This window comes from Acinetobacter sp. BY419 (assembly GCF_019038395.1).
Lineage (GTDB): Bacteria > Pseudomonadota > Gammaproteobacteria > Pseudomonadales > Moraxellaceae > Acinetobacter.
Genome location: NZ_JAGFXZ010000010.1, coordinates 34,947 through 61,016, shown reverse-complemented (window position 1 = coordinate 61,016; position 26,070 = coordinate 34,947). Strand labels below are relative to the sequence as shown.

The window sequence follows — 26,070 nt, the reverse complement described above, 5'->3', positions numbered from 1 at the left end:
GCAGCAGAAGAATGACAAGTAAAAAGTAAGGCCCAGTGTGGTGGGCCTTAAGTGGAAGAGCTTAATTCCCCCGATAGGTTGAATAACCATAGGGGCTTAATAGCAGCGGGATATGATAGTGATTGACTGAGCCATCTACTTCAAAAATCACCGGTACTTCCGGGAAAAAGCTGTTTTGCTTTTGGATTTTAAACCAGTCACCAGTTTTAAAAGTCACTTTGTAGGTTCCTTTATCAAAGGTTTTATTCTCTGGGTACAGTGCTGTAATACGACCCTGAGGATTAGTCCTAGCTTGTGAAATCTGTACCCATTTGCCATTTTTCTGTGTTTCCAAGGTCACTTCTACATTCGGAGAAGGTAGGCCATTTTCCAGATTCAGCACATGTACACTGAGTGGATTCTGTGCAAAAGAAAAAGTGGCGGCGGTACTGGCAAGAGTCGCTAATAGGATTTTTTTCATCTGGTGTTCCTCGGTGAAATGACGGAATGAAGTTAAATAAAAGGAATAAATAATTACTAATTAAAAGAAATCAAAGCTGCTTTAAGGTGGTTTGAATGCCGCTATTGGCACATTGATGATCCTGTTCTGAGCCACCTGCACCCGCCACGCCTACGGCACCTACAATCTGGTTTTGGTAAAGGACAGGTACACCACCACCCAGTAATAGCAATTCAGGCAAGCTATTCAGATTCTGTGCATCCGGATTTTTCTGGGCATTGCGCATAAAATCCAGTGTGCTGGTTTTAGTTGAATACGCGGTAAAAGCTTTCCGTTCCGCTGCAATCAGGTTGTGAATACCGACAGATTCATGGCGCTGGCTGGCCAGCAGGTTCCCACCCTGATCCAGAATAACTACTGCCGCCGGCTTGGCCTGTTTCTGGCAGGCGAGCATGACATTGCTCGCCATGAGCTTTGCAGCTTCTAGCGACAGGACTGGCGCCGTTGTTAATTCTGCATGTGCTAGTGAGCTGAGTAATAAGGCGCTGCTGAGCAAGGCTAGGGTTGTGTTAGCGATTGATTTTTTCATGACTGTCATTCATGCATTGGATACTGCTGCTATCTTAGAAAGAAATACGCCAGTGCAGCATGACAATCAGATTACCAATTTGTAATCTAGGCACAGGTAAAAACAGCTAAACTGCTGACATGCATATTTTAATTGTAGAAGATGAAGTCAAGATTGCTGAATATCTGGCAAAAGGACTGAATGAATCAGGTTATAGCACGGCCATCGCAGAAAATGGCGTGCGTGCATTATCGTGTTTGCAGCAACAGTCTTTCGATCTGGTGCTGCTTGATGTGATGCTGCCAGACCTGGATGGCTGGCAGGTATTACAAACCCTGCGAACTTTTAGCCAGATTCCGGTATTGATGCTCACTGCACGCGATCATGTGCTGGATCGGGTAAAAGGTCTGGAACTTGGCGCCGATGATTATCTGACCAAGCCTTTTTCCTATATTGAGTTGCTGGCCCGGATCAAAAGTCTGCTGCGCCGTGTGCCGCGACTGGAGCAGGAAGCCTATCAGGTTTCAGGTCTGGTCTTGAACCGTCTAAAGCATGATGTGCACCGTGACGGGCAAAAAATCGATTTAAGCCAGAAAGAATTTGCGCTGTTGCAACTGTTGATGGAGCATCAGGGGCAGGTGATGACGCGGAGCCAGATTGCATCCATGGTCTGGAATATCAATTTTAATACTGATACCAATGTGGTCGATGTGGCCATTCGCAGGCTGCGGAGCAAAATTGATGATCATTACACGCCAAAACTGATTCATACCGTACGGGGTATGGGTTATAAGCTTGATGAATACCCATGAAAAATCCCATGTTATTGCCGCTGGCAACACGTTTGAGTATCGCGTTTGCACTGGTGTCCTGCGTGGTGTTTTTGAGTGTGGCGTTGCTGTCTTATCAAAATATGCAGCAGATGATTCAGACCCAGCAGGATCAGGCACTGGCTGCGCGTATTTCCCGGATTGAGATTTTTCTTGAAGATACCCAGAGTTTCGAGCTTTTGGTTCAACATCCCAAATTATATGAAAACATGCTAGGGCAGGAAGATAATTTACTGCTGCTGCAGCATCAGAATAACCGCTTGATTGAAATCAATCCTTTGCAAGTTCATATTCCGGCATTGCACTATTCCTCCGAATTGCAGTTTCAGAATAACCAGGCTGAACAGCCTTCTACCCGTCTGGCTTTTAAACAGGTGCAGTTTGATGGTCAGAGCTATCAACTGGTGGCTGGGAAGCAGATGGCAGAAGGGCAAAGGATACTGGCAACCTATTTATCAAAACTGGTGCTGTATAGTCTGCTTGGCATTCTGCTCTCGACCTTTATGGCCTGGCTGGCTGGTCGCTATATTCTCAAGTCAATGCGTCAGTTGATCCTGGCTACAGCACAGGTCAATATTCAGCAGCCCAATCAGCACATCGATGTTCAGAGTAATACGCTTGAGGTTCAAGAGCTGAGTCAGGCCATGAACGATATGCTCGGTAATATTCAGTCTGCGTATCAGCAGCTGGCACGTTTTTCTGAGGATATTTCACACGAACTTCGTACCCCATTAAACAACTTAATCGGGCAGACACAGATTCTGTTATCGCGGCCACGCGAACCTGTTGAACTGGAAAATCTACTCTATTCTAACTTGGAAGAATACGAACGCCTGAGCCAGATGATTGAAAGTATGCTGTTTATTGCCCGGGTAGAACATGGGGGATATGCGATTGAAAAACAGCATTTTAATCTAAATGAGATGCTGCAAGAATTGCTTGAGTACTTCAGTTTTCTGGCCGAAGAAAAGCAGATGCATTTAAAAGTTGATGTTCCGCCAGATTTAAGTCTGACTGCCAGCACCGCGTTGTTACAGCGCGCAATCGCCAATCTGATCAGCAATGCCATTACTTATGGTCAGCCTGGGAGTGAGATCATTGTGTCGGCACAGCGAGTGAACCATAGGATTAAAATATCGGTGTTAACACCAGAGGTCAGGATTGCAGAGCAGCATCGACCGCATTTATTTGAGCGCTTTTATCAGATAGATGACAGCCGGCACGGAAAAGCCCAGACGGGTGGTCTGGGCCTTGCTATTGTGCAGTCGATTATGCAGCTCCATCAGGGGCAGGCAACTGTAGAAAATACGCCGTCTGGCGTGGTGTTTAGCCTGTCACTACCTGATGAGCAGACTGGGCTTTAGCCACGACCACGTCCGCGACCACGTGGCGCTTTCGTATTTGGACGAGTTGTACCATTGGTGCGACGTTTCGGCTTTTCACTATCGTCCATCTGCCAGATACGTTTCGTACCTGAGGTTTTTTTCACAGAACCGTCTTTGTTCTTGCGAACCATTGGCTTACCGCCAGTGCCACCCGGCTTTTTCACATAAGAGCGTGAACGGTATGGTTCTTCAGCAGGAACATTCTGGAAGTCTGGGTAAAGTAAAGGTTCGATTTCTTTGGTTTCGCCCGGTTGCAATCCCATCCGAACCAAATCAATCTCACCAATCTTGGTGCGGATCAAACGCAGTGTAGGGAAGCCCACCGCAGATGTCATACGACGAACCTGACGGTTACGGCCTTCACAAATCGAAATCTCAACCCAAGACGTTGGGACAGATGAACGGAAACGTACAGGAGGATTACGCTCCCATAACCATTCCGGTTCAGATACTTTTTCAGCTTTGGCTGGAAGTGTCATGCCATCTTTCAGTTCAACCCCTTTACGAAGCTGCTCAAGCGCCTCTTCAGTTACATCACCTTCCACTTGCACCATATAAGTTTTAAACTTTTTATTGGCAGGATTAGTGATATATTGGTTGAGACCACCGTGATCGGTGAGGAAAACGAGACCTTCTGAGTCCATGTCCAAACGGCCAGCAAGACGTAAATCTTTGTCGTCGATAAAATCAGCCATAGTTGGATGCTTTTCATCTGGACGGAATTGGGAGAGGACGTCATAAGGTTTGTTTAGAATGACGATTTTCATAGGAAATAACTTCTATAATTACATTAATTTAAAAAATGTAGAGGTTTATTTTAAAGGGAAACTTTGTTATTTCCCGTATAAATCTCAAAAACAACAAATCTGGATTAGAATATTATGCGTTAAGAACAGTTGAAAGTATTGCCTAATTGGCAATTATTTTGGATTTGTCAGCGGCATTCAGGAGAATACTAACAATGGGATATCAAAAAATCGTAGTACCTGTGGATGGTACCAAAATCACCGTAAATGCAGACCTTTCACTTAACGTACCAAATAATCCAATTATCCCATTTATCGAAGGGGATGGAATTGGTGCTGATATTACACCAACAATGCAAGCTGTGGTAGATGCCGCTGTTCAAAAAGCATACGCCGGGAAGCGTTCAATCGAATGGATGGAAGTCTACTGCGGTGAAAAAGCTAATAAAATTTATGACACTTATATGCCTGAAGAAACCCTGGAAGCGCTGCGAGATTATGTGATATCGATCAAAGGTCCACTGACTACGCCAGTCGGCGGTGGTATTCGCTCCCTGAATGTGGCATTACGCCAGGAACTGGATTTATATGTCTGTGTCCGCCCGGTGCGCTGGTTTGAAGGTGTGCCTTCACCAGTGCATCATCCGGAACTGACCGATATGGTAATCTTCCGTGAAAATTCAGAAGATATTTATGCCGGAATTGAATGGAAGGCAGATTCTCCAGAAGCGAAAAAAGTCATCAAGTTCCTGAAAGAAGAAATGGGCGTAACCAAAATCCGCTTTGAAGAACATTGTGGGATCGGCATCAAGCCTGTTTCCAAAGAAGGTACTCAGCGTCTGGTGCGTAAGGCGATTCAATTCGCCATTGAGAATGAAAAGCCAAGTGTAACCCTGGTGCACAAAGGCAATATCATGAAATATACTGAAGGGGCGTTTAAAGAGTGGGGCTATGAGGTTGCGCTAGAACGTTTCGGCGGTGAGCTTTTAGATGGCGGGCCGTGGGTGAAAATCAAAAATCCGAGAACGGGCAAAGACATTATTATTAAAGATGTCATTGCAGATGCCTTCTTGCAGCAAATCTTGATGCGCCCGGCGGATTATTCCGTGATTGCGACACTGAATCTAAATGGTGACTATATTTCTGATGCGCTGGCTGCGGAAGTGGGTGGAATCGGGATTGCACCGGGTGCCAATATCGGTGGCTCTATTGCGGTATATGAAGCAACACACGGAACAGCGCCTAAATATGCCGGACAGGATAAGGTGAATCCGGGTTCGATTATTTTGTCTGCAGAAATGATGCTGCGTGATATGGGCTGGACAGAAGCTGCTAACCTGATCATTAAAGGGATTTCGGGTGCGATTGCGGCAAAAACGGTGACCTATGATTTTGAGCGCTTGATGCCAGGCGCAACCTTGCTTCGTTGTTCCGAGTTTGGTGAAGCAATTATTGACAATATGGATGCTTAACAGCGCTATACAATTTAAGAGGAATACCCGCAGTCATTGCGGGTTTTTTTATTACCTTATCTTAAGCTAAAGCCTGAACAGTGCAGGGCTTAAAGTTAAAATAAGTATCAGGCTGCAAATTTATGTAAGAAGTGTAATGAGTCTAAAAATGATTCGTTCTAAGCTGAATGACTTAGTAAAGCCGGTATTACATTAACGTATTTGGATACAGCTCAGTGATTGGCTTATTTTGTATAAACGTTACAGTAATGAATGGAACTTCCAGTGATATAGAGACGTTTCTCTAAAGGAGTACATAATGGCTAAAGCTAAAGCGAAACATAAGCAGGTCCAACAAAAAGACAAGCAGGACAATGCCCAGAATGAAGAGCAGCAACAGCAACAACAGCAACAACCATCGAAACCATCTCGTGCAAAAAAACGTAGATAATCTCCTACTCACCTGAAATAACAAAACCCTCATCTGAGGGTTTTGTTATTTCGGGCTTATATACAATCATCACTAAAAATAACAGGATTGTGACTTTAAAGCAGGCTGTTATGATTAAGATAAAAGTCATCTATTTTAAAGTTGGTGCGAATATTGGTGAAATTTCTTCGGATTATAAGCTTATTTTTATCTATAGGTTTTTTACTGACCGCCTGTCAGCCACCGCCGTCAGGTGAAGCGGCGGGGTGGAAAAGCCCTTATCTGTATTGGCAATTACAAAGAACCCAGTTAGAAGCTCCGCTCCAGATCCCGGTCGAAGGTATCACCGTTGGTCAAATTAATGATACATGGGGAGCAGCGCGTAGCGCGGGTCGTAAACACGAAGGTACAGATATTTTTGCCAAATGCGGTACACCGGTATTTAGCGCGACCCAAGGCATCGTTCGAAAGATTGGCACCAATAATCTGGGTGGTAAAATCATTTGGGTCACTGGTCCAAATATGAGTCAGCATTATTATGCGCATCTGGATGATTATGCAGAACATATTCAGGAAGGCGATTGGGTGGAAGCGGGTGAAGTAATTGCCTATGTGGGTAATACAGGTAATGCCCAAAATACTCCACCGCATTTACATTACGGAATTTATTCGGGGGGGCAAGGGGCGACCAATCCCTATCCTTATTTGGTGCCTTCTCCTTGAGCTGAAACCGGCTGGGTTTGTGTTTCCTGATTGAATCTGGCAGGACGTGTATACCAGAATAATTGCGATGTTCCTAATAAAAGAACAAATGCGGCCAGTAGGAACTGTTGATGATAGCTCAAGCTAAAATATTGCAGCGCACTAAAACTGAGTCCACCAATCAGCTGAACAGAAGCGAAACATAAGGTAGCAATGCTCCATAGCTTTTTATAAGCCAGTCCATACAGTTGCAAAATGGTATAAGAGGTCAGAAAGACCACAGCCGGATTTAGCATTCCAGTAAAAAAGGAAGAGCTAAACGTGAGCAATGGGTGAGCCTTTAAAGTCGCAATAAAAATAGCCGCAATATAAAGACTATAAAGAATTTTCAGGGCAGCAAAATTACCAAATTTTCTGGCCAGCGCATAAGCACTGAAGGCACCTAAAGCACTACCCAGTCCATAAAGAATCCAGTTAAAGTTAATCCAGAACAAGCTCAATTCCAGCTGCTGGCTTAAATAATCAATCCAGAAGAGTGAATGTGGTATATAGGCAAACGCGCTACAGGCGTAGACAGTCAGTAAGCTATAAAAGACGCTATTCAAAGATATATTAGAGATATTCGAAGGCGCTTGCAGGGACAAATAAGGCTTAAGTTTTTGGATAAATCTACTTAAACATATACAAATGAGCAGGGCAAAACCACATAAGATCAGCCAGGCGGTCTGTATGGAAATCTGATCGAGATAAGGCAGAAACAGGGTTGCAATTAAAACGCCGAGCCCAATCCCGCTAAAACCGATAAAGTTGATTTTAAGACGATCCTGAAGCTCACAGCACTGCGCGACCACACTCGGCGATAAAATCATCATCAGCCCACCGCTAATTCCTGAAATAACACGCCAGGCGATATACCAAACTTCAGAGAAACCAGAAAATGCACAGCACATCAGGCTGAACATACCGGCAAAAGCTGAAATTTGAATATAAGTACTCATACTCCGGTCTTGAGGCAGGCGCATGGCGGTAAAGGCACCGATTAAATAGCCCAGTAAATTGGCACTGCCCAAGAGACCGGCAAAATCTGTACTCCAGCCAAAGGCTTCTCGTGTACCCGGTAACAGCGCAGTATAAGAGAAACGAAGAATACCAATGCCCAAGCACATACTAAGGCAGAGAAACAGGCTGAGTTTAATGGTGTGTGAGGACATCCGTGTACTCATAGAATTTTATATTTGATTAAAAAATAACATGAATCTTCGTGATTAAGGAGAAATCACCGGATAAGAAACCGTTGAGTGCAGGAATCTGCTTCAAGAAATCCGTATGCTTTTTAAAATTTTATAAGTCAAAACTTCGAATATTGAGAAAAATAAAAAACCGCATTAAAAAATACGGTTTTTTATTTTGCCTATTTCAGAAGTTAACGCATCTTGGCTAGGAAGCGGCCAACACGGGTAAGGGCTTCACGCAGTTCATTTTCAGCTGGCAGGAACACGACACGGAAATGATCTGGTGTCGGCCAGTTAAAGCCTGTGCCTTGAACCAGAAGCACTTTCTCAGCACGTAACAGGTCCAGCATCAGCTTTTCATCGTCCTGAATCGGATAAACATTCGGTTCCAGTTTTGGGAAGCAGTACATCGCCCCTTCAGGCTTGACACAAGATACCCCTGGAATCTCGTTCAGCATTTCCCAGGCAATGTTACGTTGCTCATATAAACGGCCACCCGGACGAATCAGGTCATTAATGGACTGGTAACCACCCAGGGCGGTTTGAATCGCATATTGTGCCTGATGGTTAGCACACAGGCGCATTGACGCCAGCATGTCCAGACCTTCGATATAGTCCGCTGCACGAGACTTGTCACCCGTAATTGCCATCCAGCCCGAACGGTAACCAGCAATACGGTAAGCTTTTGATAAGCCGTTAAATGATACACAAAGTTGATCGCCAGCCAAGGCAGCTACAGCCACATGCTCAATGCCATCATAGATAATTTTATCGTAGATTTCGTCAGCAAATAAAATCAGGTCATATTTCTTAGCTAAATCTACAATCTGTTGCAAGACATGGCGCGGATAAACAGAACCGGTCGGGTTATTTGGATTAATAATCACAATACCACGGGTATTTGGCGTGATTTTGCTTTCCATATCGGCAATGTCAGGATACCAGTGATTTTCTTCATCACATTTATAGTGAATCGCAGTACCGCCAGACAGATTGACTGCCGCAGTCCAGAGTGGGTAATCTGGCATTGGAATCAGCATTTCATCGCCATCATCCAACAGGCCCTGCATGGCCATGACAATCAGTTCAGACACGCCATTACCGATATACACATCATTGACGTGCATATCCAGAATGCCTTTTTGCTGGTAATACTGGCAGATCGCCTTACGCGCAGGGAAAATACCTTTAGAATCTGTATAGCCAATTGCATTTGGCAGGTTTAAAGCCACATCATTGATGATTTCTTGTGGTGCTTCAAAACCGAATGTGGCGGGGTTACCAATATTCAACTTGATAATTTTATGGCCAGCTTCTTCCATCTCTATGGCCGCTCGTAACACAGGTCCGCGAATGTCGTAGCAAACATGCTCGAGCTTAGACGATTTCTTAATTTCGCGAGGGGTTTGGAAAGTGTTCGGCATTTTGATGTTCTCTGAAAGAGTGGAGGTCACTTTTGCATAACGATATAAATAACTTTTAAATGTCTCGGTTGTTACAAGATCGAGATTATGTTCATCTCTCAATAAAGCAACAATTTTTTCATGCGTAAATCCTACTTGTTGATACTGTCTGATCACAGGGAGTAGGTTTTTAAAAATTACGCTCTTTTTTTGCGACATTTTTTAATCCTGAGCAAGAATAGTCCTAAGCCTACCACTAAATTTGCTTACAAAAAAGCATTTAATGCATAAAATGCTTACTTTGTTGTTGTGGGTTTGCTTGCTTTTTGCTTTTTTGGGTATTATATGTCTTTTGTAAATTGTTAAATAAACACTAGAATTTTTGAAATGAATCACGTAAATATAAGATTATCCTATTTTAAATAGCAAGATAGAAAGGTACGTAATCATGGGAAAACTCAATAAAACAGAAAGAGAATGGCAAAGAGAGTTATCGCCTGAAGAGTTTCGTATTACACGCCAAAAGGGAACTGAGCCAGCATTTACCGGCAAATATTGGAATACTAAACAAGATGGTACTTATGTATGTCGTTGTTGTGGTGAACCTTTATTTACTGCAGAAACCAAATATGACAGTGGTTGTGGCTGGCCAAGCTTTTACAAGGCGATTAATGGCTCTGCGATTGAAGAGCATTTAGACACATCTCATGGTATGGTCAGAACAGAAATTGTCTGCCACCATTGTGATGCACATTTAGGGCATGTTTTCCCCGACGGACCACAGCCCACAGGTTTACGCTATTGTGTAAACTCGGCTTCTTTAGAATTAGAAACACAAGAAAAAAATGATGAGGAAACCTATCCATGACCAACATTTATCAGTTTGAAGCTGAATTGTTAGATGGTAAAAACAAGAAGCTTGCAGATTATGAAGGCAAGGTACTTTTGATCGTCAACACAGCCAGTAAATGTGGTTTTACACCACAGTTTTCAGGATTAGAAAAACTTTACGAGAAATATAAAGATCAAGGTCTGGAGATTCTGGGATTTCCATGCAACCAGTTTGGTGGTCAGGATCCCGGCTCAAATGAACAGATTGGTGCGTTTTGCCAGAAAAATTACGGGGTATCTTTCCCGATGTTTTCCAAGGTGGATGTCAAAGGCCCTGAAGCGCACGCAATCTTTCGCTACTTGACCAATAATTCCAAGGGTATTTTAGGGAATGGAATTAAATGGAATTTTACCAAGTTTCTGATTGGACGTGATGGCAAGGTGTTGAACCGTTTTGCACCCACGACCAAGCCTGAAGACCTAGAGGTAGAAATCGAAAAAGTACTCTAAACTTTGTTCTGAGACACAGAAGAATTTATGAGTTGCCAGCAGTTAAATTGACGGTATTGAATTGTTATAAAAAACCCACTGTAAATACAGTGGGTTTTTTAATAAGGGCTAAAGCTTAAAGGACAGCTTTTAGACGTTGAATGACTTGTTCACATTGTGCCAGATCAGCAACCAGAGCCAAACGTACATGATTTTCACCAGGATTGCCCTGTTCAGTATCCCGTGAAAGATAACGGCCAGGAAGTACCTTGATGTGTGCTTTTTCCATCAGCATTTTGGCAAATGCTTCATCATTATCGACTTTGAGCCAGTAGTAGAAACCGGCATCCGGCTTTTTCAGGGGCAGCAGGTGACCAAGTTCTTGCTGAAACAAGTCAAACTTGGCACGGTACTGTACCCGGTTTTCTTCCACATGGGTTTCATCATCCCAGGCGGCAATAGAAGCAAACTGGTGCTGTACCGGCATCGCTGCGCCGTGATAAGTACGATACTGCAAATAAGGTTTCAGCAAAGCAGCATCACCAGCAACAAAGCCCGAACGCATGCCCGGAAGGTTAGAACGTTTAGACAGTGAATGGAACACCACACAGTTTTTATAGTCATCACGGCCGATTTCAGCACAGACTTCCAGTAAACCCACAGGTGCCTGATCAAACCATAGTTCCGAATAGCACTCATCTGAAGCAATGACAAAGTTGTACTGATCCGACAATGCAATCAGTTTTTTAAACTGTTCTTTAGACAGCACGGCACCTGTCGGATTGCCCGGAGTACAGACAAATAATAATGCCGTTTTTTCCCAGACTTCTGCTGGAACTGAATCAAAGTCACCGAGGTAATTATTTTCCTCTGTGCAGTTGATGAAATAAGGTTTAGCGCCTGCCAGCAGCGTTGCACCTTCATAAATCTGGTAGAACGGATTCGGCATGACCACATACGGTGCCTCTTCGCGATTCACCAATGCCTGTACAAAAGAGAAAATCGCTTCACGCGTGCCAGAAACTGGCAGGATATTGCTTTCTGCACTAATGCTATTCAGCTTAAAACGGCGGGTTAACCAGTTGGCAATACTTTCACGCAGTTCAGGCAGTCCTTTGCTATTGGGATAAGTTGATAAATGTTGAAAGTTATCAATAATCGCTTGTTTCACAAACTCCGGTGCAGGATGCTTTGGTTCACCAATTGACAGGGGAATTAGTGGCATATTTGCAGGCTTGATATCCGCAAAAAGCTGATTTAACTTTTCAAACGGATAAGGGTGCAATAAAGACAAGCTAGAGTTCATGAATGTGTTACCGAGCAGAGTGTTAGTGTTGATCGCTGACCTGATGCGAAGCCTCATCCAAGGCAGCTTTGAGTGCAGCTGCAAATTTTTGAGACTCTGTAGCGGTCATAGGGATGCCATTTTTTTTGGTGACAAAGAATATATCTTCGACACGCTCGCCAAGTGTGGCAATTTTGGCTGAGTGAATATCCAGTCCTTGCATCATAAATAAACCACCGATTTTGGCAAGTAAACCGGGTTGATCTAGGGTCGCAATTTCGACCATATTCTGATTCAAGGCCGCATTCATCGTAATATCGACTGTATTTTCAATATCAAAATGGCGTAATTGGCGCGGAATCCGGCGCTGCATCAAGCCCGGGTATTCATCTGAATGGCTCAAGGCATCTTTCAGTGCTTCTATGACTGTGGCTTCCCGTTCAGGGTCGGTGAGTAGAGTGCCAAAGCGATCCAGTACCACATAGGTATCCAGACTGAAGGCTTTGGTCGCAGTAATAATCCGTGCGTCTTGAACATCCAGATTCATACGATCAAGAATGGCAACCGTAGTAGCAAACAGATTCGGTTTATCCTGGGTGTAAATAAAGATCTGTACCGCATCTTGGGCATATTTACGATGCGCCCGCATCAATACCAAAGGCGCAGAATTATCGCCATGTTGTAAAATGGCGCGGGTATGCCAGGCAATTTCATCTGCTGTTTCTTTCAGGAAATAGTCATCACCGAGTTCCTGCCAGACTTTCTCTACTTCATCCAGAGAAAAGTCCTGAACCAGCAGTTCGCTGGCAGCAAATTTGGTGTCTTCAATCAGCATTTGATAATCGACTGGACGGCCGAGACCAGAACGGATCACATCACGCGCCTGAGTATACAGCTGACGCATCAAGGACGCGCGCCAAGTATTCCAGAGCTTTGGATTGGTGGCATTGATGTCTGCAACCGTCAGGGTATACAGATAGTCCAGATGTTCCATATCGCCCATTTTTTCTGCGAATTCTTTGACCACGTCCGGATCTGAAATATCTTTTTTCTGGGCAGTTACCGACATCACCAGATGATTCTGGATCAGCCAGGCGACCAGGTTGCTTTCGCGTTCGGTAAAGCCATGGTTACGACAGAATTTAATGGCATCGCTGGCCCCAAGTTCGCTATGGTCTCCGCCACGACCTTTGGCGATATCATGGAAAAGTGCTGCCAGATACACAATGTCACGACGGGTCAGACGCTGGAATACTGAACTGACCACCGTGAATTCCTTGGCAAATTCAGGTTCTTTAAAGCGGTTTAAATTGCGTAACAACAATAAAGTATGCGCATCGACCGTATAGATATGGAACAGGTCGTATTGCATCAGGCCCAGAATCTGTCCAAAGGCCGGAATGTAATTTCCGAGTACCCCATAACGCTTCATGGCGACCATGGTGTCGTAGAGCCGATGCGGTGAGCGGATAATCGCCATAAACAGTGCCTGATGCACGGGATTATCACGAAAATCCTGATCAATATGTTTTGCTGCCAAGGTCAGCAAACGTAAAGTACGCGCACGTATGCCTTCGATCTCAGGACGATTGGCCAGCAGATAGAAAATTTCCAGAATCGCGCTTGGATTTTCCGAGAAAATCTTGTGATGCTGCACAGCCAGTTTGCCATCGACCAGTTTGAAATTTTCATTAATTTCTTCGATCTGGCGTTCATATTGTGGTAAACGTGGCGTAATCACCGATTCATTGAAGTAGGCCAGCAGCATTTCGTTTAGTGTAGATACTTGCTGTGCGCTACGGTAATAGCGCTTCATGAACTGTTCGATTGGATAATTCTGAGGGCGACCTTCTTCTCGTACATAACCGAATTTTGCCGCAATATCCCGCTGATAATCGAACAACAGGCGGTTTTCGTCACGCTTGGTCAGGCGATGCAGATGATGGCGGATTTCCCAGAGAAAACTCTCTGCTTCCTCCAGTACACCCAGTTCAAATTCTGAAATGAAGCCGAGATGCACCAGATCATAGATACGATTTACCCGGAAATGCCGTTTGGCAATCCAGCCAATCTGATTGATGTCACGGATACCGCCCGGCGCATTTTTAATATCCGGTTCCAGATTGCTTTCGGTATTGTTGTGCTGAGCATAACGCTTATGCTGCTCGTCCATTTTGGCATCAAAAAAGGTTTTATCGGTCCAGGTGCGTGACACGATGCGACGTGGCCATTTGCACAGGTTTTTATTGCCAATAATCAGGCGTGCTTCAATCAGGGTCGTGGCTACAGTCAAATCACTACTGGCCTGATTGACACATTCATTGATGGTGCGAACACTGATGCCCGGTTTGAAATTCCCGACATCCCAAAGCGATGAAATAAATGTAGAAATGAGCTGTTCCTGTTCTGGGCTAATCTCATCTTCCGATAAAATCATGATATCGACATCAGAATAAGGCAGCATTTCACGGCGACCATAGCCCCCGACAGCAAACAGGGCCAAATCAGTTTGATCCAGTTCGGCATGCTGCCAGAGAAACTGCAATGCTTCATCGATCAGGTTGGAGCGCGCCAGAATAATATCCCGAATCGACTGACCATTCTCAAAACTTTCCTGAAGCTGACATTCGACATCACTGCGCCATTGATTGATGGCTTTAATGTCATGGTTACTTTTAGCGTAATTCAGCAGTGGATGGGTGTTGATCATGTACAGTCGTCCGTTGGTATTTTAGCTTAGTTTTGGTTGACACTAACTTGGTTTGATGCCTGTAGCGCCAGTTCACGTGCCTGTTCAATGGTTTCTGCACGTGCAGTGGCCACACCCATGCGACGGCGCTTAAAGCCTTCAGGTTTGCCAAACAGGCGTAAATCGGTGTTGCCGTCTGCTAAAGCAAGATTCAGGCCAGAAAAGGAAAGATTAGAACCATCTACCCCGGCATAAATCACCGCGCTGGCAGCCACACTGTGTCGTGCAGTATTAACCGGCAAGCCTAAAATGGCACGTGCATGTAGCTCAAATTCACTTTGAAATTGAGAGGCTAGAGTCACCAGTCCGGTATCGTGTGGACGAGGGGAAACCTCACTAAACCATACTTTATCGCCTTTTACGAAGAGTTCCACACCAAAGATTCCGCAACCACCAAGTGCTGTAGTGACTTTGTGGGCAATGCGCTTGGACTCTTCCAGAGCGGCCGGAGTCATCGGTTGAGGTTGCCAGCTTTCCACATAATCGCCTGAATCCTGACGATGTCCGATAGGATCGCAGTAAGAGGTTTCGATTTCACCGGTTACCGGATTTTTTGCCCGCACAGTAAGTAGGGTGATTTCAAAATCAAAGTCAATTTGTGATTCTACAATCACCGTACCCTGATTGACCCGCCCACCCGTTTGCGCATATTCCCAGGCTGCATCAACTTCGTCAAAGCTGGTTACACGGGACTGGCCTTTGCCTGAAGACGACATTACCGGTTTCACAAAATTTGGATAGCCCACATCGTCACAGGCTGCACGAAAGGATTCTAAGCTGTCAGCAAAACGGTAAGCTGAAGTGGGCAGACCGAGTTCTTCTGCGGCCAGACGACGAATGCCTTCGCGATTCATGGTCAGATTAACGGCTTTGGCCGATGGAATCACGGTTGCGATGTTCTGTTCTTCAATTTCTACCAATACTTCGGTTGCAATGGCTTCAATTTCAGGAATGATTAAATGTGGCTGGATCTGTTGGATCAGCTGTTTTAACTCATCGGCATCGGCCATATTTAAGGTATAGGAATAGTGTGCGACTTGCATGGCTGGCGCATGGTCATAACGGTCAGCAGCATGAACTTCTACACCAAGACGTTGTAGTGAAATCACCACTTCCTTGCCCAGTTCACCAGAACCTAATAATAGAACTTTATAGGCAGAAGATTGAAGGGGAGTACCAATAGTCACGCTCATGTGTATCATCCATGCTTGATTTTATGGACTTTTAGCATAGCAGAACTGAGCCTGCAGTTAAGCCAAGATTCATACAAAATTGTGATATTGTCCAACAGTTTTATTTATAAAGTTTTTCTGGATTTGAATGAGGAAGACCTGTCATTTTCATAGTGCTGTCAGACTGAGCTTGCAGACGATAAATTCCGTTTTGAGGTTTCCCTTTAACCACATGTTTAGCTTCAAACATGTCTATCCTTCCTGGTTTTTATTGTTATATAAAAAAAGTCCCATGCTCTGAGTTTGGCATGGGGCTTTGTGAAGGTTGATCAATCAGTTAAAGCTTAAAAAAGGCACGGGAATATAGATATAAACTAGACCATAGGTTAGTGCTGCAGTTAAGGTCGCCATCACGATCCGTTTAAACTTGAAGTATAAAGCCGTGAGCACAATAAAGCCGACCAGCATGGCAAAACTTTTATTCGGTGTTTCCAGTAAAGGCGGCAGGGTGGCAACCACCAGCATAGAGCTGATCGCGGCAATCCCGATTGAACCCAAGGCGATTTTTAGCCACAACGCTCCGCGTTTTTGTGAGCCTTGCTGAAACTTTTGAATCACAAAAAAAGGCCCGAAGCGCGAGACGAAATTGGCGATCCCGACTAAAATTCCAACCAGAATAATCTCTAGACTCATGCTTGATCTCCTGCGTGTTCAGGATCTGGCTGTTTCAGAATATAGTGCTTGAACAGACCAGCGAAAATACCCGAACTAATCCCAATAAAAATCGCGGCAGACAGGTCGATAAAATAGCAGGCAACCGCAGAAACCAGAATGGTCACAGCCACCACAAAAGTATGTTTCTTCTCAAAAGCAGCCAACAAGAAACTCAGGAACAGCGCAGGTAACAAGAAATCCAGAGCAGCTTGCAAGAACTGTGGCAGGTTGCTGACCTGATCGGCAAATAAACCGCCGAGGAAAGATCCAAGTGCCCAGGACATCCAGCTAAACAGACTTAAACCCAGCATCCAGGATTCCGACCATTCCTGACGCCGCTGTGAAAGCTTGATCATGCCGGAGGCAAAGACTTCATCGGTCAAACCCCAGGACCAGATCGCAGTTTTCTTTAAGTTCAGGCGGTCTTGAATCAGGTTTTGTAGCGCAGGGCCATAGAGCAAATGACGGATATCTAACGCAATGACTGTCAATGCGGTCATCCAGATGGATGTACCGCTGCCTAAGAGGGCGACCACCAGGAACTGGCTAGCGCCTGCATACATGGAGCAGGACAGGAACAGTGCTTCCCAGGCCGTAAAGCCAAACTGAGTAGCTGAAACGCCAAAAGCAAACGACACCGGCAGATAGGTGAAGATGATCGCTTGGCTATCTTTTGCACCTTGCCAGAAACCAGCAGATTGCGTAGCGAGTTGATTCTGTTCAGACACGACACACCTTGAAGGAGAGTTGAACGATGGGTCAAATGAAGATTGTGTATTCTACGTGAATTTAATAGCATAGTGCCGAAATGTTTAAATTGGCGAGCCTGATATGTGGATGTTCAAGACACCTGCGATGCTGACAGCTGCTTTAATGAGCACTGCATTGTTGTTACAAGCTTGTGGGAATGACAGTCAAATGACTGATAAGCCAGAAATTAAGCCGGCACCCAAACTGACCAATGATGCAACGACCTATGCCAATGCAGCATGGCAACTGATCAATGAAGTAGATCCCCTGGTTTATAATAAAGAAGTGGATCAGCTGGAAAGCCAAGTGCGTCAACCGGCACGTAAACTGAGTACCGACTGGCGTATTAATGTCAAAATGACTGATTCGGTCACTGAAGGTAAATATGCCCTGTGCCGTAAGGCCTTAACCAGTCTGGATGTCTGGGCGCGCACTGTGATTGAAAATGGGAATGGCCTGCCACAAAAACAGGCGGATTATGAGCGGGATAAATTGCAATGCCAGAATGCGATTGCCAATCCAGCACTTGGAAATACCGATCCAAAGCAAAAAGGCACCGCGATTGCCAATATGCAATAAATCTTTATCCATTTAGAAATATCCATTAAAAAGCCAGTCATTTAGACTGGCTTTTTTTTAAAAACAGACTCTAAAAATAGGGCATCCACACATGCTCTAATAAAATCACGAATACACCACAGAGCAGAAGTGAGCTGCCGATCATGCGTTTAATCAGGGTACGTGTAGACATGGCCTCATCCTCAGAGATTAAAGCGCATTCAGCGCTTCCAGATAACGACGGTTAACTTCCTTCCAGTTCACGACATTGAAGAAAGCTGAAATATATTCCGGACGCTGGTTTTGATGTTGTAAATAATAGGCATGTTTCCAAACATCCAGACCTAAAATGGCAATGTTGCCATGCATAAATGGTGAATCCTGACTGGCGCTGCTTTCTACAATAATTGTTTGATCGGGCGCGACACTTAACCAGGCTCAACCGCGACCAAAGCGACTTAGCGCTGCCTGGGTAAAGGCTTTTTAAATGCCTCGAATCCTCCTAATTCATGTTCAATGGCCTTTGCAATTTCGCCTTCTGGATGTCCACCTCCATCTGGACTCATGACTGGCCAGAACAGTAAATGATTGGCATGTCCACCAGCATTATTAATGAGGTTTTGTCTTAATTGCTCAGGCACTTCATTGGATTTTGTGATTAAGGCTTCGACCGATAAGTCTTCCCATTCAGTGCCCGCTATACCTGCATTGATATTATTGATATAGGTTTGATGATGCGTGCTGTGATGAATTTCCATGGTTTTACTGTCGATATGGGGCTCTAAGGCATCATAAGCATAAGGCAGTGCAGGCAGGGTGTAACTCATGGTCAGCATTCCTTTGCTCAAATGAAGTCAGGTCACTGTGGTCAGATTGAGCATACACCCTAATTTAATGCCTATCAATGAGAATAATTATCATTATTGTTAATGTGTGTTGATTTTATACACTGCCTGCAGGTTGGCTCATCTTATCCATCCTATCTTTTAGGCAATAAAAAAGCCCCAAGGAGGGGCTTTTTTTTACAGAAAATACTTAAACATTAAAACGGAAGTGTAGAACGTCACCATCTTGTACGATGTATGTTTTACCTTCTAAACGCCATTTGCCTGCTTCTTTTGCACCCGCTTCGCCGTTGTACTGCACGAAATCATCGTAAGCGATACATTCTGCACGAATAAAACCTTTTTCAAAGTCGGTATGAATCACACCAGCGGCTTGTGGTGCAGTTGCGCCAATTTTCACGGTCCAAGCACGAACTTCCTGTACACCTGCAGTGAAGTAAGTTTGTAAGCCAAGCAGTGAATAACCTGCACGAATCACCACGTTTAAGCCAGGTTCTTCCATGCCCATTGCTTCCAGGAATTCAGCACGGTCTTCATCTTCAAGCAATGAAATTTCCGCTTCGATCTGGTTGCAAAGGGGTACTACAATCGCATTTTCTTCAGCGGCTAATTTTCTTACTGCGTCTAAATGCGGGTTATTTTCAAAACCGTCTTCAGCAACGTTTGCAATATACATGGTTGGTTTAAGAGTCATTAAACCAAAGCCACGTACCAGTTTACGTTCGTCATCATCCAGGTCCGCTGCACGAGCTGGTTTACCTTCATCCAGTAACGGCTGGATTTTTTCTAGCACTGCTTTCGTGGCAAGTGCTTCTTTGTCACCACTTTTCGCAGATTTAGTCAAACGCGTAAGTGCTTTCGCTACAGCGTCTAGGTCTGCAAGCGCAAGTTCCGTATTAATCGTGGCGATATCATCCAGTGGATCAATACGACCATTCACATGAATTACGTTTTCATCTTCAAAACAACGCACGACGTGAGCAATCGCATCAGTTTCGCGAATGTTGGCCAAAAACTGGTTACCCAGACCTTCGCCCTTAGATGCACCGGCTACCAGACCTGCGATGTCTACAAATTCCATAGAGGTTGGAATAACCCGTTGCGGTTTAACAATTTCAGCCAATTTGTCTAAACGTGGGTCTGGAACAGGCACAATCCCGGTGTTTGGTTCGATCGTACAGAAAGGGAAGTTTTCTGCAGCAATAGCAGCTTTGGTTAAGGCATTGAAAAGTGTAGATTTACCAACGTTCGGCAAGCCGACAATACCGCAATTAAAACCCATGAAAAAACTCACAAAAGCGTTATATAAAAATTGTCCCTGATTTTACATGAAAGCACGGCTAAAGTCAGGTCATGCGCTTGTGGTTTATTGCATTCAAATACTTCTGGCTGCCTAAAATGGTCTGCCGAGTTTTTCAAAATTTGTTGTGAGCCTGCCAAACATGGAGGAATAATCAGCCAGTATTATACTTTTGAATAAAAATCACATTGTTTTTCTAAAAGTGAGTGACTAAAGTATCTGAATAAAACAGCGGCCTATACGCCCTGATCCAATAACGATAAACATGGAGCATACATGCGAACTTTATACCAGTTTCCTTTATCTCACTTTTGCGAAAAAGCACGTTGGATGCTGGACCATAAAGAGCTGTATTATGTTGCTCACAATCTGATACCCGGTGTACACCGCGCTTTTACCCGCTTGAAAACCGGTCAGAATCGTCTGCCTATTTTGCGCGATCAGGAACGATGGGTCGCAGATTCGACCCAGATTGCTTTATATCTGGATGATACTTATCCAGAACACCGCTTATTGTACGCAGAAGGACATTTTCGAAATAAAGCCCTAGAAATTAATGAAATTACCCTGGAACTGGGTCGTCATGTCCGTCGCTGGATGTTATCTCAAGCGCTTACTTCCGATCATGAATCTCTGGATATTTTAATTGGTGAGCAGGGCTATTTGCGCCAGTTTGAAAAATTTTCTAAACCTTTATTAAAAGCGATGGTGGCCAAGGGTTATGCCTTGAATGAGGAAACCGTAGCAGAATCCAAACAGCATATTGATGTCACTGTACAGCAACTCAATCAGATGCTGGTCAGCCAAGGTGGGCATTATTTTGTCGGAAATCGTTTAGGTCTGGCGGATATTGCGGTCTGTTCCATGTTGGCACCACTTTTGGCGATTCCAGGTACGCCGTGGGAAAAAGAAAATTTTGAAACTTTGTCCGAAGAATATCGTGACTATCAGCAGTATTTGAATGGGCTAGCACTGGGTGAATATATTTGCCGTGTTTATCGAACCGAACGTAATGCGCGGGTAGACTGGCGTGGTGTATAAGCTTAAATGCTACTCTCAGAAATTAAAACGCGCATGAAGCGCGTTTTTTTAATGAGATTAGGTCTATCTTCAAGGATTATTCTAGTAGATATCCATGTTCTTGCTAAAGTTATTGAAAAGCGAATCAAAATCAAATCTGGATGAAGAGCCACCGCTGCCGATATTCTGAACTATAGCTTTAAGTTGCAGTGCCTATCCCATTTGGAAAATATTTTCAGCATATGAAAATTTTGTGAAAAATAAATAAATATTGTATAACAGGGATGGCGCAAAATTTTCTGCATCTATTGATTATTGAGATAAGAGTATAAAAATGGAACTGGATCGTTTCGATAAACATATTCTAGAAATATTGACCCATGAAGATGTCAATCTAAATGAGCTGTCCGAGCGGGTGAATTTATCTGTGAGTTCGGTACATCGCAGGATCAAACACTTAATAGATCATAATATTATCAGTGGTTTAAAACGTGAAATCAATTACCAAAAATTAGGTTTCACTCTGCATGTGCTGTTACAGGTATCCTTAAGCAAACATGATAGCGATACTTTTGCTAAATTTCTGGAAGAACTGGAAAGCATTCCCGAAGTGATTAATGCATTTTTGGTCACCGGTCAGTCGGCAGACTTTATTGTCGAAGTGGTGGCACGGGATATGGAGAATTACAGTGACATCCTGCTCAAGCGGATTGGAAAAATTGAGCACGTGGTTGCACTGCATTCGAGCTTTGTCATTAAAGAATATAATGTCTTTAACTGTAGCGGCTTACTCAATAAAGTTTAATCAGATACGAGGGTAGTCGACAGCCATAAAAAACGCACCCTTGGGTGCGTTTTTTGAATCAGTGCTATTTAAGCATCGAGTTCTGCTAAAACGGCATCTGAGAATTCAACATTGGTATACACGTTTTGTACATCATCTAAATCTTCAAGCATATCAATCATTTTCATGATTTTTTTCGCTTGGTCGATGTCCGTGATTTCGGCTTTGGTTGAAGGGCTCATGACTACTTCGGCATTGTCAGATTTTAAACCTGCCGCAGTTAACGCATCCTGAACATCACCAAAAGCTTCAGGTGTAGTAATTACCAAGATTTGATCTTCATCTACTTCGATATCTTCAGCACCGGCTTCTAATGCCACTTCCATGATTTGATCTTCCAAAGACACATCTTCAAAAGTAATCTCACCACGTTTAGTGAACAGGAATGCCACCGAACCATTAGTTCCTAGGTTACCATCAGTTTTAGAGAAGCAGTGACGTACGTCAGGCACAGTACGGTTCAAGTTGTCCGTCATCGTTTCCACAATAACTGCAACACCGCCGACGCCATAACCTTCGTAGGTCACTTCTTTCAGGTCGTCGTTATCTTCGCCACCAGCACCACGTTGAATGGCACGGTTGATCACGTCACGTGTCATATTCACCGATAATGCTTTTTCAACCACAGCACGTAAACGCGGGTTGCTTGCAGCATCTGGACCACCAAGCTTTGCAGCAGTGGTTAATTCACGAATATATTTGGTAAAAACTTTACCACGACTCGCATCTTGTTTTGCTTTACGATGCTTAATATTGGCCCACTTGGAATGACCCGCCATGCGAACTTTGCTCCTTGTAGATTGGCTGTATGCCTATCAGAATGCCGAAATTCTACCATAAGCGTTTTTTTAAAAAAAAGTGCCTGGATTTGAGATTTCAGGATAAAAGCAAAAAAAAGCGCTAAATCGAGAAGGAATAGAAATAGGATGGGGTATTGGTAATTTTATTTTTATGCATTTATATAAACGGATGAACAAGACATGAACAGTAGAATCTCTGTTCATGTCGCTGTTTTTAAGAGGCTTATTCTGGAATAGCGATATCTAGCCCCACCTTGTCTTTATAAAGTTGTTTGATCAAAGCCAGGTCATGCGCAAGATCCGTCGGATAAATCTTGCCGAGAATGCCACCTTGCTTGGTTTTTGAATTGGCATATAACAACACGATCGGTACATTCGCAGCCTTGGCAATATGCCAGAAACCGGTACGAATCGGTTTGCGTGCCTCACCTCGTTTAGCCCGTGTCGCTTCTGGCGCAATCACCAGATTAAACTTTTCATTATCTTGAAAGTGTTCCACCATCTGGGTCACGATATCTTTACTGGCTTTGCGGTCAACCGGAATGCCACCGACAGCTTTTAATAGCGGCTTGAAAGGTCCTTTAAATAATTCTTTTTTGATCAGGGTGTGGATCTTGAGGTCATAAATCTGGAACAGGGCAATTGACAGCACTGCATCCATCATTGAGGTATGTTCAAATCCAATAATGACCTGTTTGTTTTCAAGTACATCTGGTTCGACATGATATTGCCAACCTGCAAGTTTAAATGCAGATTCGCCAAGGAATTTATTTAGCATAAGCACAGATAAGTAAAAAGCTGTATGGAGAGAACTGCATAATTTCATCTTGTTCAGCTATACAGTCAATAGGCTATTAAAGAAAATCAGTAAATAATGTAAAAATCTATGATTTATTCATCTTTTTAAGCTGAAATATTAAGAGCTAAAATATATAAGTAAAATAGTATTGATATATAAAAAATATTAAAAGATATAAAAAAAGTCTTAAAATGGTGAAAAAATGACTATTCAGAGCAGGTTTTAGTTATTAGACTTTTGTCGAAGAAGAAGGCTGAAGCAGGTCTTTTTTATTTTCTTATTCTTTCTACTCTGAGATTGAAAAGTATGACGTACATTACAGCCTTCGTAGTCTCTATACTGATTTTAGTGCTTATAATTGTATGGTCTTTGATCGAAATTAAGCTGGATTTGCATAAAGATGAAGAAATGAAGTCTGAATTCTAGTCATTCTATCTTTTTAATTCGATGTTCTTCGTTCAATATTACAGCCTGAACAATAGCGAACTTTGATACTTGATAGATATACTAAGACGTTAAATCTATCAATTTTGCGCTCCCGTAGAGCAGGTTAGATTCAAAATTACAGGCTCATTTGTCTTGAATGGTGCCATGATCTCTCTCTTTTTTCTGTAGGCTCCTATACCGAAGTCTTAATTAACTGAGATTGTGGCTAAGACCAGACGCTCATGAGTGCTGCCTAAATGTTCAAGCAGTCATAAAAGTACTTGTCTTTCAAAAAAATCTTAGCTAGTATTCATGACGCCTGAACTTATTGATAAATAAAGTTTTCAGCATATAGGGCCTATAGCTCAGTTGGTTAGAGCAGCGGACTCATAATCCGTTGGTCGACAGTTCAAGTCTGTCTGGGCCCACCAAATTATATACTTATATAGCTTTATATAAGATCTAAACCCTTAATTCTAAAAGAGTTAAGGGTTTTTTATTGCTTTGTTTAAACTTATATAACTTCGTATGGGAACACGCTCTGTGTATCCTTGTTTGTATCCTAAATTTAAAATATAACTCAGGGATACACCAAGGAAAAATTACTGGAGATTCCGTAAGTTATGAATGTTTTTGATGTTAACACTCAAGATGATATTCGTCTAAGATCTGTATCGCAGAATACAAAGGTTCGCCGAAAAAAAAGTGTTGAAGAAATCTATAAAACACTTAAACCTAAAGCGAAAGAATATCGTGAGCCTACTGATATTCCAGGTTTGTATTGTAGGGTTAAGCCGAATGGTAAAAAGCATTGGCAGTATCGATATAAGAATGATCAAGGAAAATGGGCATGGATAGGATTAGGTAGTTATCCATCTGTAAGTTATGCGCAAGCACGTGAAAAGGCAGAGGCTATGACGCTAGGCGAAATACTAATTCAAACACAGGTTGAGATTAAGAAAATTCAGCTTGAGCAGGAAAAGGCTTTATTCTCTCATCTTATTAATGAGTGGTTAGAGCGCAAAAAGCAGACTTGGGCTGCTGATACTTATAAAAAGGAAAAACAATCGGTTGAACGGCATTTAATTCCTGTCTTTGGACATCGACCATATAAATCAATTACACCAGCAGAATGGTTGGAGTTTTTTACTAACAAGCAAATGAATGAAGGAATTTATAACAGAATTGAAAAGCTTATTTCATGTTGCTCAGGTGCTTATGGTTTAGCAAAATTCAAAAAAGGTATTTTATATAACCCATTGGAAGGGATTGGTGATTATTTAGCGAAAGGGGAATCTCAAAGTATGAAGCATGTAGCTATTCAACAGCTTCCAGAAATGATTTCATTAATTCGAAATTCCTCATCCAGACCGATTGCAATAGGCTTAGAACTTTTAATACATATGTTTCCTCGTCCAGGGGAATTGCGACAGGCGAAATGGGAGCAATTTGATTTTGATGAGGCGGTGTGGATACGTCCCTCAAATATAATGAAAAAAGGTATCGAACATGGGATTCCTTTGTCCAATCATGTCATTAAATTATTGATGGAATTAAAGAAAATTTCACCTGAAAGTGAATACTTATTCCCAAGTCGCGATAGCATTAATAAGCCAATTTCAAATTTAACATTTAATGCGGCATTGAATCGATTAGGTTATCGAGGAAAGCAAAATCCACATGGATTTAGACATATTGCATCCTCCAATTTGAATAAACGCTATAGTGACAAATGGCAAGTAATCGAATCAGCATTGGCTCATTTAAAAACTGGGGTCAAGGGAGCATATGATAAAGAAGCACATTTAGAAGAACGATATGAAATCATGGAGTGGTGGAGTGGTTATATTGAGTCTTTACTTAAGCATTAATTTAAAAAAGTGGACACTTTTTTGAGTTTTTGAACGGATGGGATTTGAATTGTTTATTTTTGCTAGGATGGTTTCTCTATTATTAAATGAGGATCCTCAGTTGGATCATTTTAAAGCATCTACATCACATACTCGTCGTAGTATTGTACGTACTATTAAAAAATTTGATGATTCAGATATACCTATGGGTTGTCAGAATTTGAAGCCTCTTCGCTTAAAATACAATCAAGTTTGTAAAATGCTTAATGTTACTCGAGATTGCTTGCGCAAAATTATCGAAAATGATCCTACTTTCCCAAGATTTTTGAAAGAAGGTGCATCTCGGCAAGCAGCGGTCTATTTTGATACTGAAGAAATAGAAGAGTGGTATAGAAATTACAAAACAAAATGTAGAGGTGAGAGATAATCAGAATTGTAATGAACATCTATGA

General features: G+C 43.0%; 26 protein-coding genes, 1 tRNA gene and 1 pseudogene. 13 read left to right on the top strand and 15 right to left on the bottom strand.

Annotated elements, in window-relative coordinates; genetic code table 11:
- Positions 1-61: 61 nt before the first annotated feature.
- Together uraH and KUG37_RS05780 are read right to left on the bottom strand one after the other, a co-directional pair.
- A complete protein-coding gene (uraH, locus tag KUG37_RS05785; protein WP_216937148.1) occupies positions 62-460 on the bottom strand; it encodes a hydroxyisourate hydrolase in 399 nt (132 codons plus the stop codon).
- Positions 461-530: 70 nt separating this feature from the next.
- Positions 531-1,028, bottom strand: coding sequence for a heme-binding protein (locus KUG37_RS05780; RefSeq protein ID WP_216937149.1), 498 nt, complete (start codon positions 1,026-1,028; stop codon positions 531-533).
- Between the two features lie 119 nt (positions 1,029-1,147).
- On the opposite strand from KUG37_RS05780, the gene KUG37_RS05775 reads away from it, so the two are divergent.
- Together KUG37_RS05775 and KUG37_RS05770 are read left to right on the top strand one after the other, a co-directional pair.
- Positions 1,148-1,819, top strand: a complete 672-nt coding sequence (locus tag KUG37_RS05775) for a heavy metal response regulator transcription factor (protein WP_216937150.1) — start codon at positions 1,148-1,150, stop codon at positions 1,817-1,819.
- The gene (locus KUG37_RS05770; protein WP_216937151.1) at positions 1,816-3,201 is read left to right on the top strand and encodes a heavy metal sensor histidine kinase; all 1,386 of its coding nucleotides are present in this window, start codon (positions 1,816-1,818) and stop codon (positions 3,199-3,201) included. Before KUG37_RS05775 ends, KUG37_RS05770 begins: the two co-directional genes overlap by 4 nt.
- On the opposite strand, the gene KUG37_RS05765 is transcribed toward KUG37_RS05770, so the two are convergent.
- Positions 3,198-3,989: an rRNA large subunit pseudouridine synthase E gene (locus KUG37_RS05765; RefSeq protein WP_216937152.1), complete on the bottom strand. Its 792-nt coding sequence runs from the start codon at positions 3,987-3,989 to the stop codon at positions 3,198-3,200. The two genes, KUG37_RS05770 and KUG37_RS05765, sit on opposite strands and share 4 nt — an antisense overlap.
- Before the next feature lie 194 nt (positions 3,990-4,183).
- Here KUG37_RS05765 and icd point away from each other — a divergent pair, with 194 nt between their 5' ends.
- From icd to KUG37_RS05755, 3 genes are all read left to right on the top strand, one after another.
- Entirely contained in the window at positions 4,184-5,440 is a 1,257-nt protein-coding gene (icd, locus tag KUG37_RS05760; RefSeq protein WP_216937153.1) for an NADP-dependent isocitrate dehydrogenase, read from the top strand.
- Between the two features lie 298 nt (positions 5,441-5,738).
- Positions 5,739-5,870, top strand: coding sequence for a hypothetical protein (locus tag KUG37_RS14820; RefSeq protein ID WP_302052332.1), 132 nt, complete (start codon positions 5,739-5,741; stop codon positions 5,868-5,870).
- A gap of 144 nt (positions 5,871-6,014) precedes the next feature.
- Entirely contained in the window at positions 6,015-6,572 is a 558-nt protein-coding gene (locus KUG37_RS05755; RefSeq protein WP_216940298.1) for a M23 family metallopeptidase, read from the top strand.
- On the opposite strand, the gene KUG37_RS05750 is transcribed toward KUG37_RS05755, so the two are convergent.
- Positions 6,551-7,762, bottom strand: a complete 1,212-nt coding sequence (locus tag KUG37_RS05750) for a YbfB/YjiJ family MFS transporter (RefSeq protein WP_216937155.1) — start codon at positions 7,760-7,762, stop codon at positions 6,551-6,553. The two genes, KUG37_RS05755 and KUG37_RS05750, sit on opposite strands and share 22 nt — an antisense overlap.
- A 212-nt stretch (positions 7,763-7,974) precedes the next feature.
- Entirely contained in the window at positions 7,975-9,405 is a 1,431-nt protein-coding gene (locus KUG37_RS05745) for a pyridoxal phosphate-dependent aminotransferase (RefSeq protein WP_216937156.1), read from the bottom strand.
- A gap of 229 nt (positions 9,406-9,634) precedes the next feature.
- Between KUG37_RS05745 and msrB the strand changes: the two genes are divergently transcribed.
- The gene (msrB, locus tag KUG37_RS05740) at positions 9,635-10,054 is read left to right on the top strand and encodes a peptide-methionine (R)-S-oxide reductase MsrB (RefSeq protein ID WP_216937157.1); all 420 of its coding nucleotides are present in this window, start codon (positions 9,635-9,637) and stop codon (positions 10,052-10,054) included.
- Entirely contained in the window at positions 10,051-10,527 is a 477-nt protein-coding gene (locus KUG37_RS05735) for a glutathione peroxidase (RefSeq protein WP_216940285.1), read from the top strand. The genes msrB and KUG37_RS05735 overlap by 4 nt, the downstream gene beginning before the upstream one ends.
- 115 nt (positions 10,528-10,642) lie before the next feature.
- On the opposite strand, the gene dapC is transcribed toward KUG37_RS05735, so the two are convergent.
- From dapC to KUG37_RS05710, 6 genes are all read right to left on the bottom strand, one after another.
- Entirely contained in the window at positions 10,643-11,812 is a 1,170-nt protein-coding gene (dapC, locus tag KUG37_RS05730; RefSeq protein ID WP_216937159.1) for a succinyldiaminopimelate transaminase, read from the bottom strand.
- Between the two features lie 22 nt (positions 11,813-11,834).
- The gene (gene glnD / locus KUG37_RS05725; RefSeq protein ID WP_216937160.1) at positions 11,835-14,501 is read right to left on the bottom strand and encodes a [protein-PII] uridylyltransferase; all 2,667 of its coding nucleotides are present in this window, start codon (positions 14,499-14,501) and stop codon (positions 11,835-11,837) included.
- A 26-nt stretch (positions 14,502-14,527) separates the two neighbouring features.
- Positions 14,528-15,742 carry a formate-dependent phosphoribosylglycinamide formyltransferase gene (gene purT / locus KUG37_RS05720; RefSeq protein WP_216937162.1) on the bottom strand — a complete coding sequence of 405 codons (1,215 nt, stop codon included), beginning with the start codon at positions 15,740-15,742 and terminating at the stop codon, positions 14,528-14,530.
- Positions 15,743-15,833: 91 nt separating this feature from the next.
- Positions 15,834-15,962 carry a hypothetical protein gene (locus KUG37_RS14815; RefSeq protein ID WP_302052334.1) on the bottom strand — a complete coding sequence of 43 codons (129 nt, stop codon included), beginning with the start codon at positions 15,960-15,962 and terminating at the stop codon, positions 15,834-15,836.
- Between the two features lie 83 nt (positions 15,963-16,045).
- Entirely contained in the window at positions 16,046-16,405 is a 360-nt protein-coding gene (gene ygaH / locus KUG37_RS05715; protein WP_216940283.1) for an L-valine transporter subunit YgaH, read from the bottom strand.
- Positions 16,402-17,154 carry an AzlC family ABC transporter permease gene (locus tag KUG37_RS05710; RefSeq protein ID WP_216937165.1) on the bottom strand — a complete coding sequence of 251 codons (753 nt, stop codon included), beginning with the start codon at positions 17,152-17,154 and terminating at the stop codon, positions 16,402-16,404. Before KUG37_RS05710 ends, ygaH begins: the two co-directional genes overlap by 4 nt.
- Positions 17,155-17,257: 103 nt before the next feature.
- Between KUG37_RS05710 and KUG37_RS05705 the strand changes: the two genes are divergently transcribed.
- Positions 17,258-17,755 (top strand): hypothetical protein, encoded by a 498-nt coding sequence (locus KUG37_RS05705; protein ID WP_216937168.1) that lies wholly within the window; start codon positions 17,258-17,260, stop codon positions 17,753-17,755.
- 189 nt (positions 17,756-17,944) lie between these two features.
- On the opposite strand, the pseudogene KUG37_RS05700 reads toward KUG37_RS05705, so the two are convergent.
- Both KUG37_RS05700 and ychF read right to left on the bottom strand, forming a co-directional pair.
- Positions 17,945-18,561 (bottom strand): annotated as a pseudogene (locus KUG37_RS05700) (superoxide dismutase).
- Positions 18,562-18,769: 208 nt separating this feature from the next.
- Positions 18,770-19,861, bottom strand: a complete 1,092-nt coding sequence (gene ychF, locus KUG37_RS05695; protein ID WP_216940281.1) for a redox-regulated ATPase YchF — start codon at positions 19,859-19,861, stop codon at positions 18,770-18,772.
- A gap of 294 nt (positions 19,862-20,155) precedes the next feature.
- On the opposite strand from ychF, the gene KUG37_RS05690 reads away from it, so the two are divergent.
- Together KUG37_RS05690 and KUG37_RS05685 are read left to right on the top strand one after the other, a co-directional pair.
- Positions 20,156-20,920 carry a glutathione S-transferase family protein gene (locus KUG37_RS05690; protein ID WP_216940280.1) on the top strand — a complete coding sequence of 255 codons (765 nt, stop codon included), beginning with the start codon at positions 20,156-20,158 and terminating at the stop codon, positions 20,918-20,920.
- Between the two features lie 313 nt (positions 20,921-21,233).
- On the top strand, positions 21,234-21,704 hold the full coding sequence (locus KUG37_RS05685; protein ID WP_216938338.1) for an Lrp/AsnC family transcriptional regulator: 471 nt from the start codon (positions 21,234-21,236) through the stop codon (positions 21,702-21,704).
- Positions 21,705-21,772: 68 nt separating this feature from the next.
- On the opposite strand, the gene KUG37_RS05680 is transcribed toward KUG37_RS05685, so the two are convergent.
- Together KUG37_RS05680 and KUG37_RS05675 are read right to left on the bottom strand one after the other, a co-directional pair.
- Positions 21,773-22,522: a YebC/PmpR family DNA-binding transcriptional regulator gene (locus KUG37_RS05680; protein WP_216938448.1), complete on the bottom strand. Its 750-nt coding sequence runs from the start codon at positions 22,520-22,522 to the stop codon at positions 21,773-21,775.
- A 244-nt stretch (positions 22,523-22,766) separates the two neighbouring features.
- On the bottom strand, positions 22,767-23,321 hold the full coding sequence (locus KUG37_RS05675; protein ID WP_216938449.1) for a 1-acyl-sn-glycerol-3-phosphate acyltransferase: 555 nt from the start codon (positions 23,319-23,321) through the stop codon (positions 22,767-22,769).
- Between the two features lie 801 nt (positions 23,322-24,122).
- On the opposite strand from KUG37_RS05675, the gene KUG37_RS05670 reads away from it, so the two are divergent.
- From KUG37_RS05670 to KUG37_RS05660, 3 genes are all read left to right on the top strand, one after another.
- Positions 24,123-24,199 (top strand) — tRNA-Ile (locus KUG37_RS05670).
- Between the two features lie 192 nt (positions 24,200-24,391).
- A complete protein-coding gene (locus tag KUG37_RS05665; protein WP_216936942.1) occupies positions 24,392-25,639 on the top strand; it encodes a tyrosine-type recombinase/integrase in 1,248 nt (415 codons plus the stop codon).
- A 37-nt stretch (positions 25,640-25,676) separates the two neighbouring features.
- On the top strand, positions 25,677-26,045 hold the full coding sequence (locus tag KUG37_RS05660; RefSeq protein ID WP_216936943.1) for an AlpA family transcriptional regulator: 369 nt from the start codon (positions 25,677-25,679) through the stop codon (positions 26,043-26,045).
- The last annotated feature ends 25 nt before the right edge of the window (positions 26,046-26,070 follow it).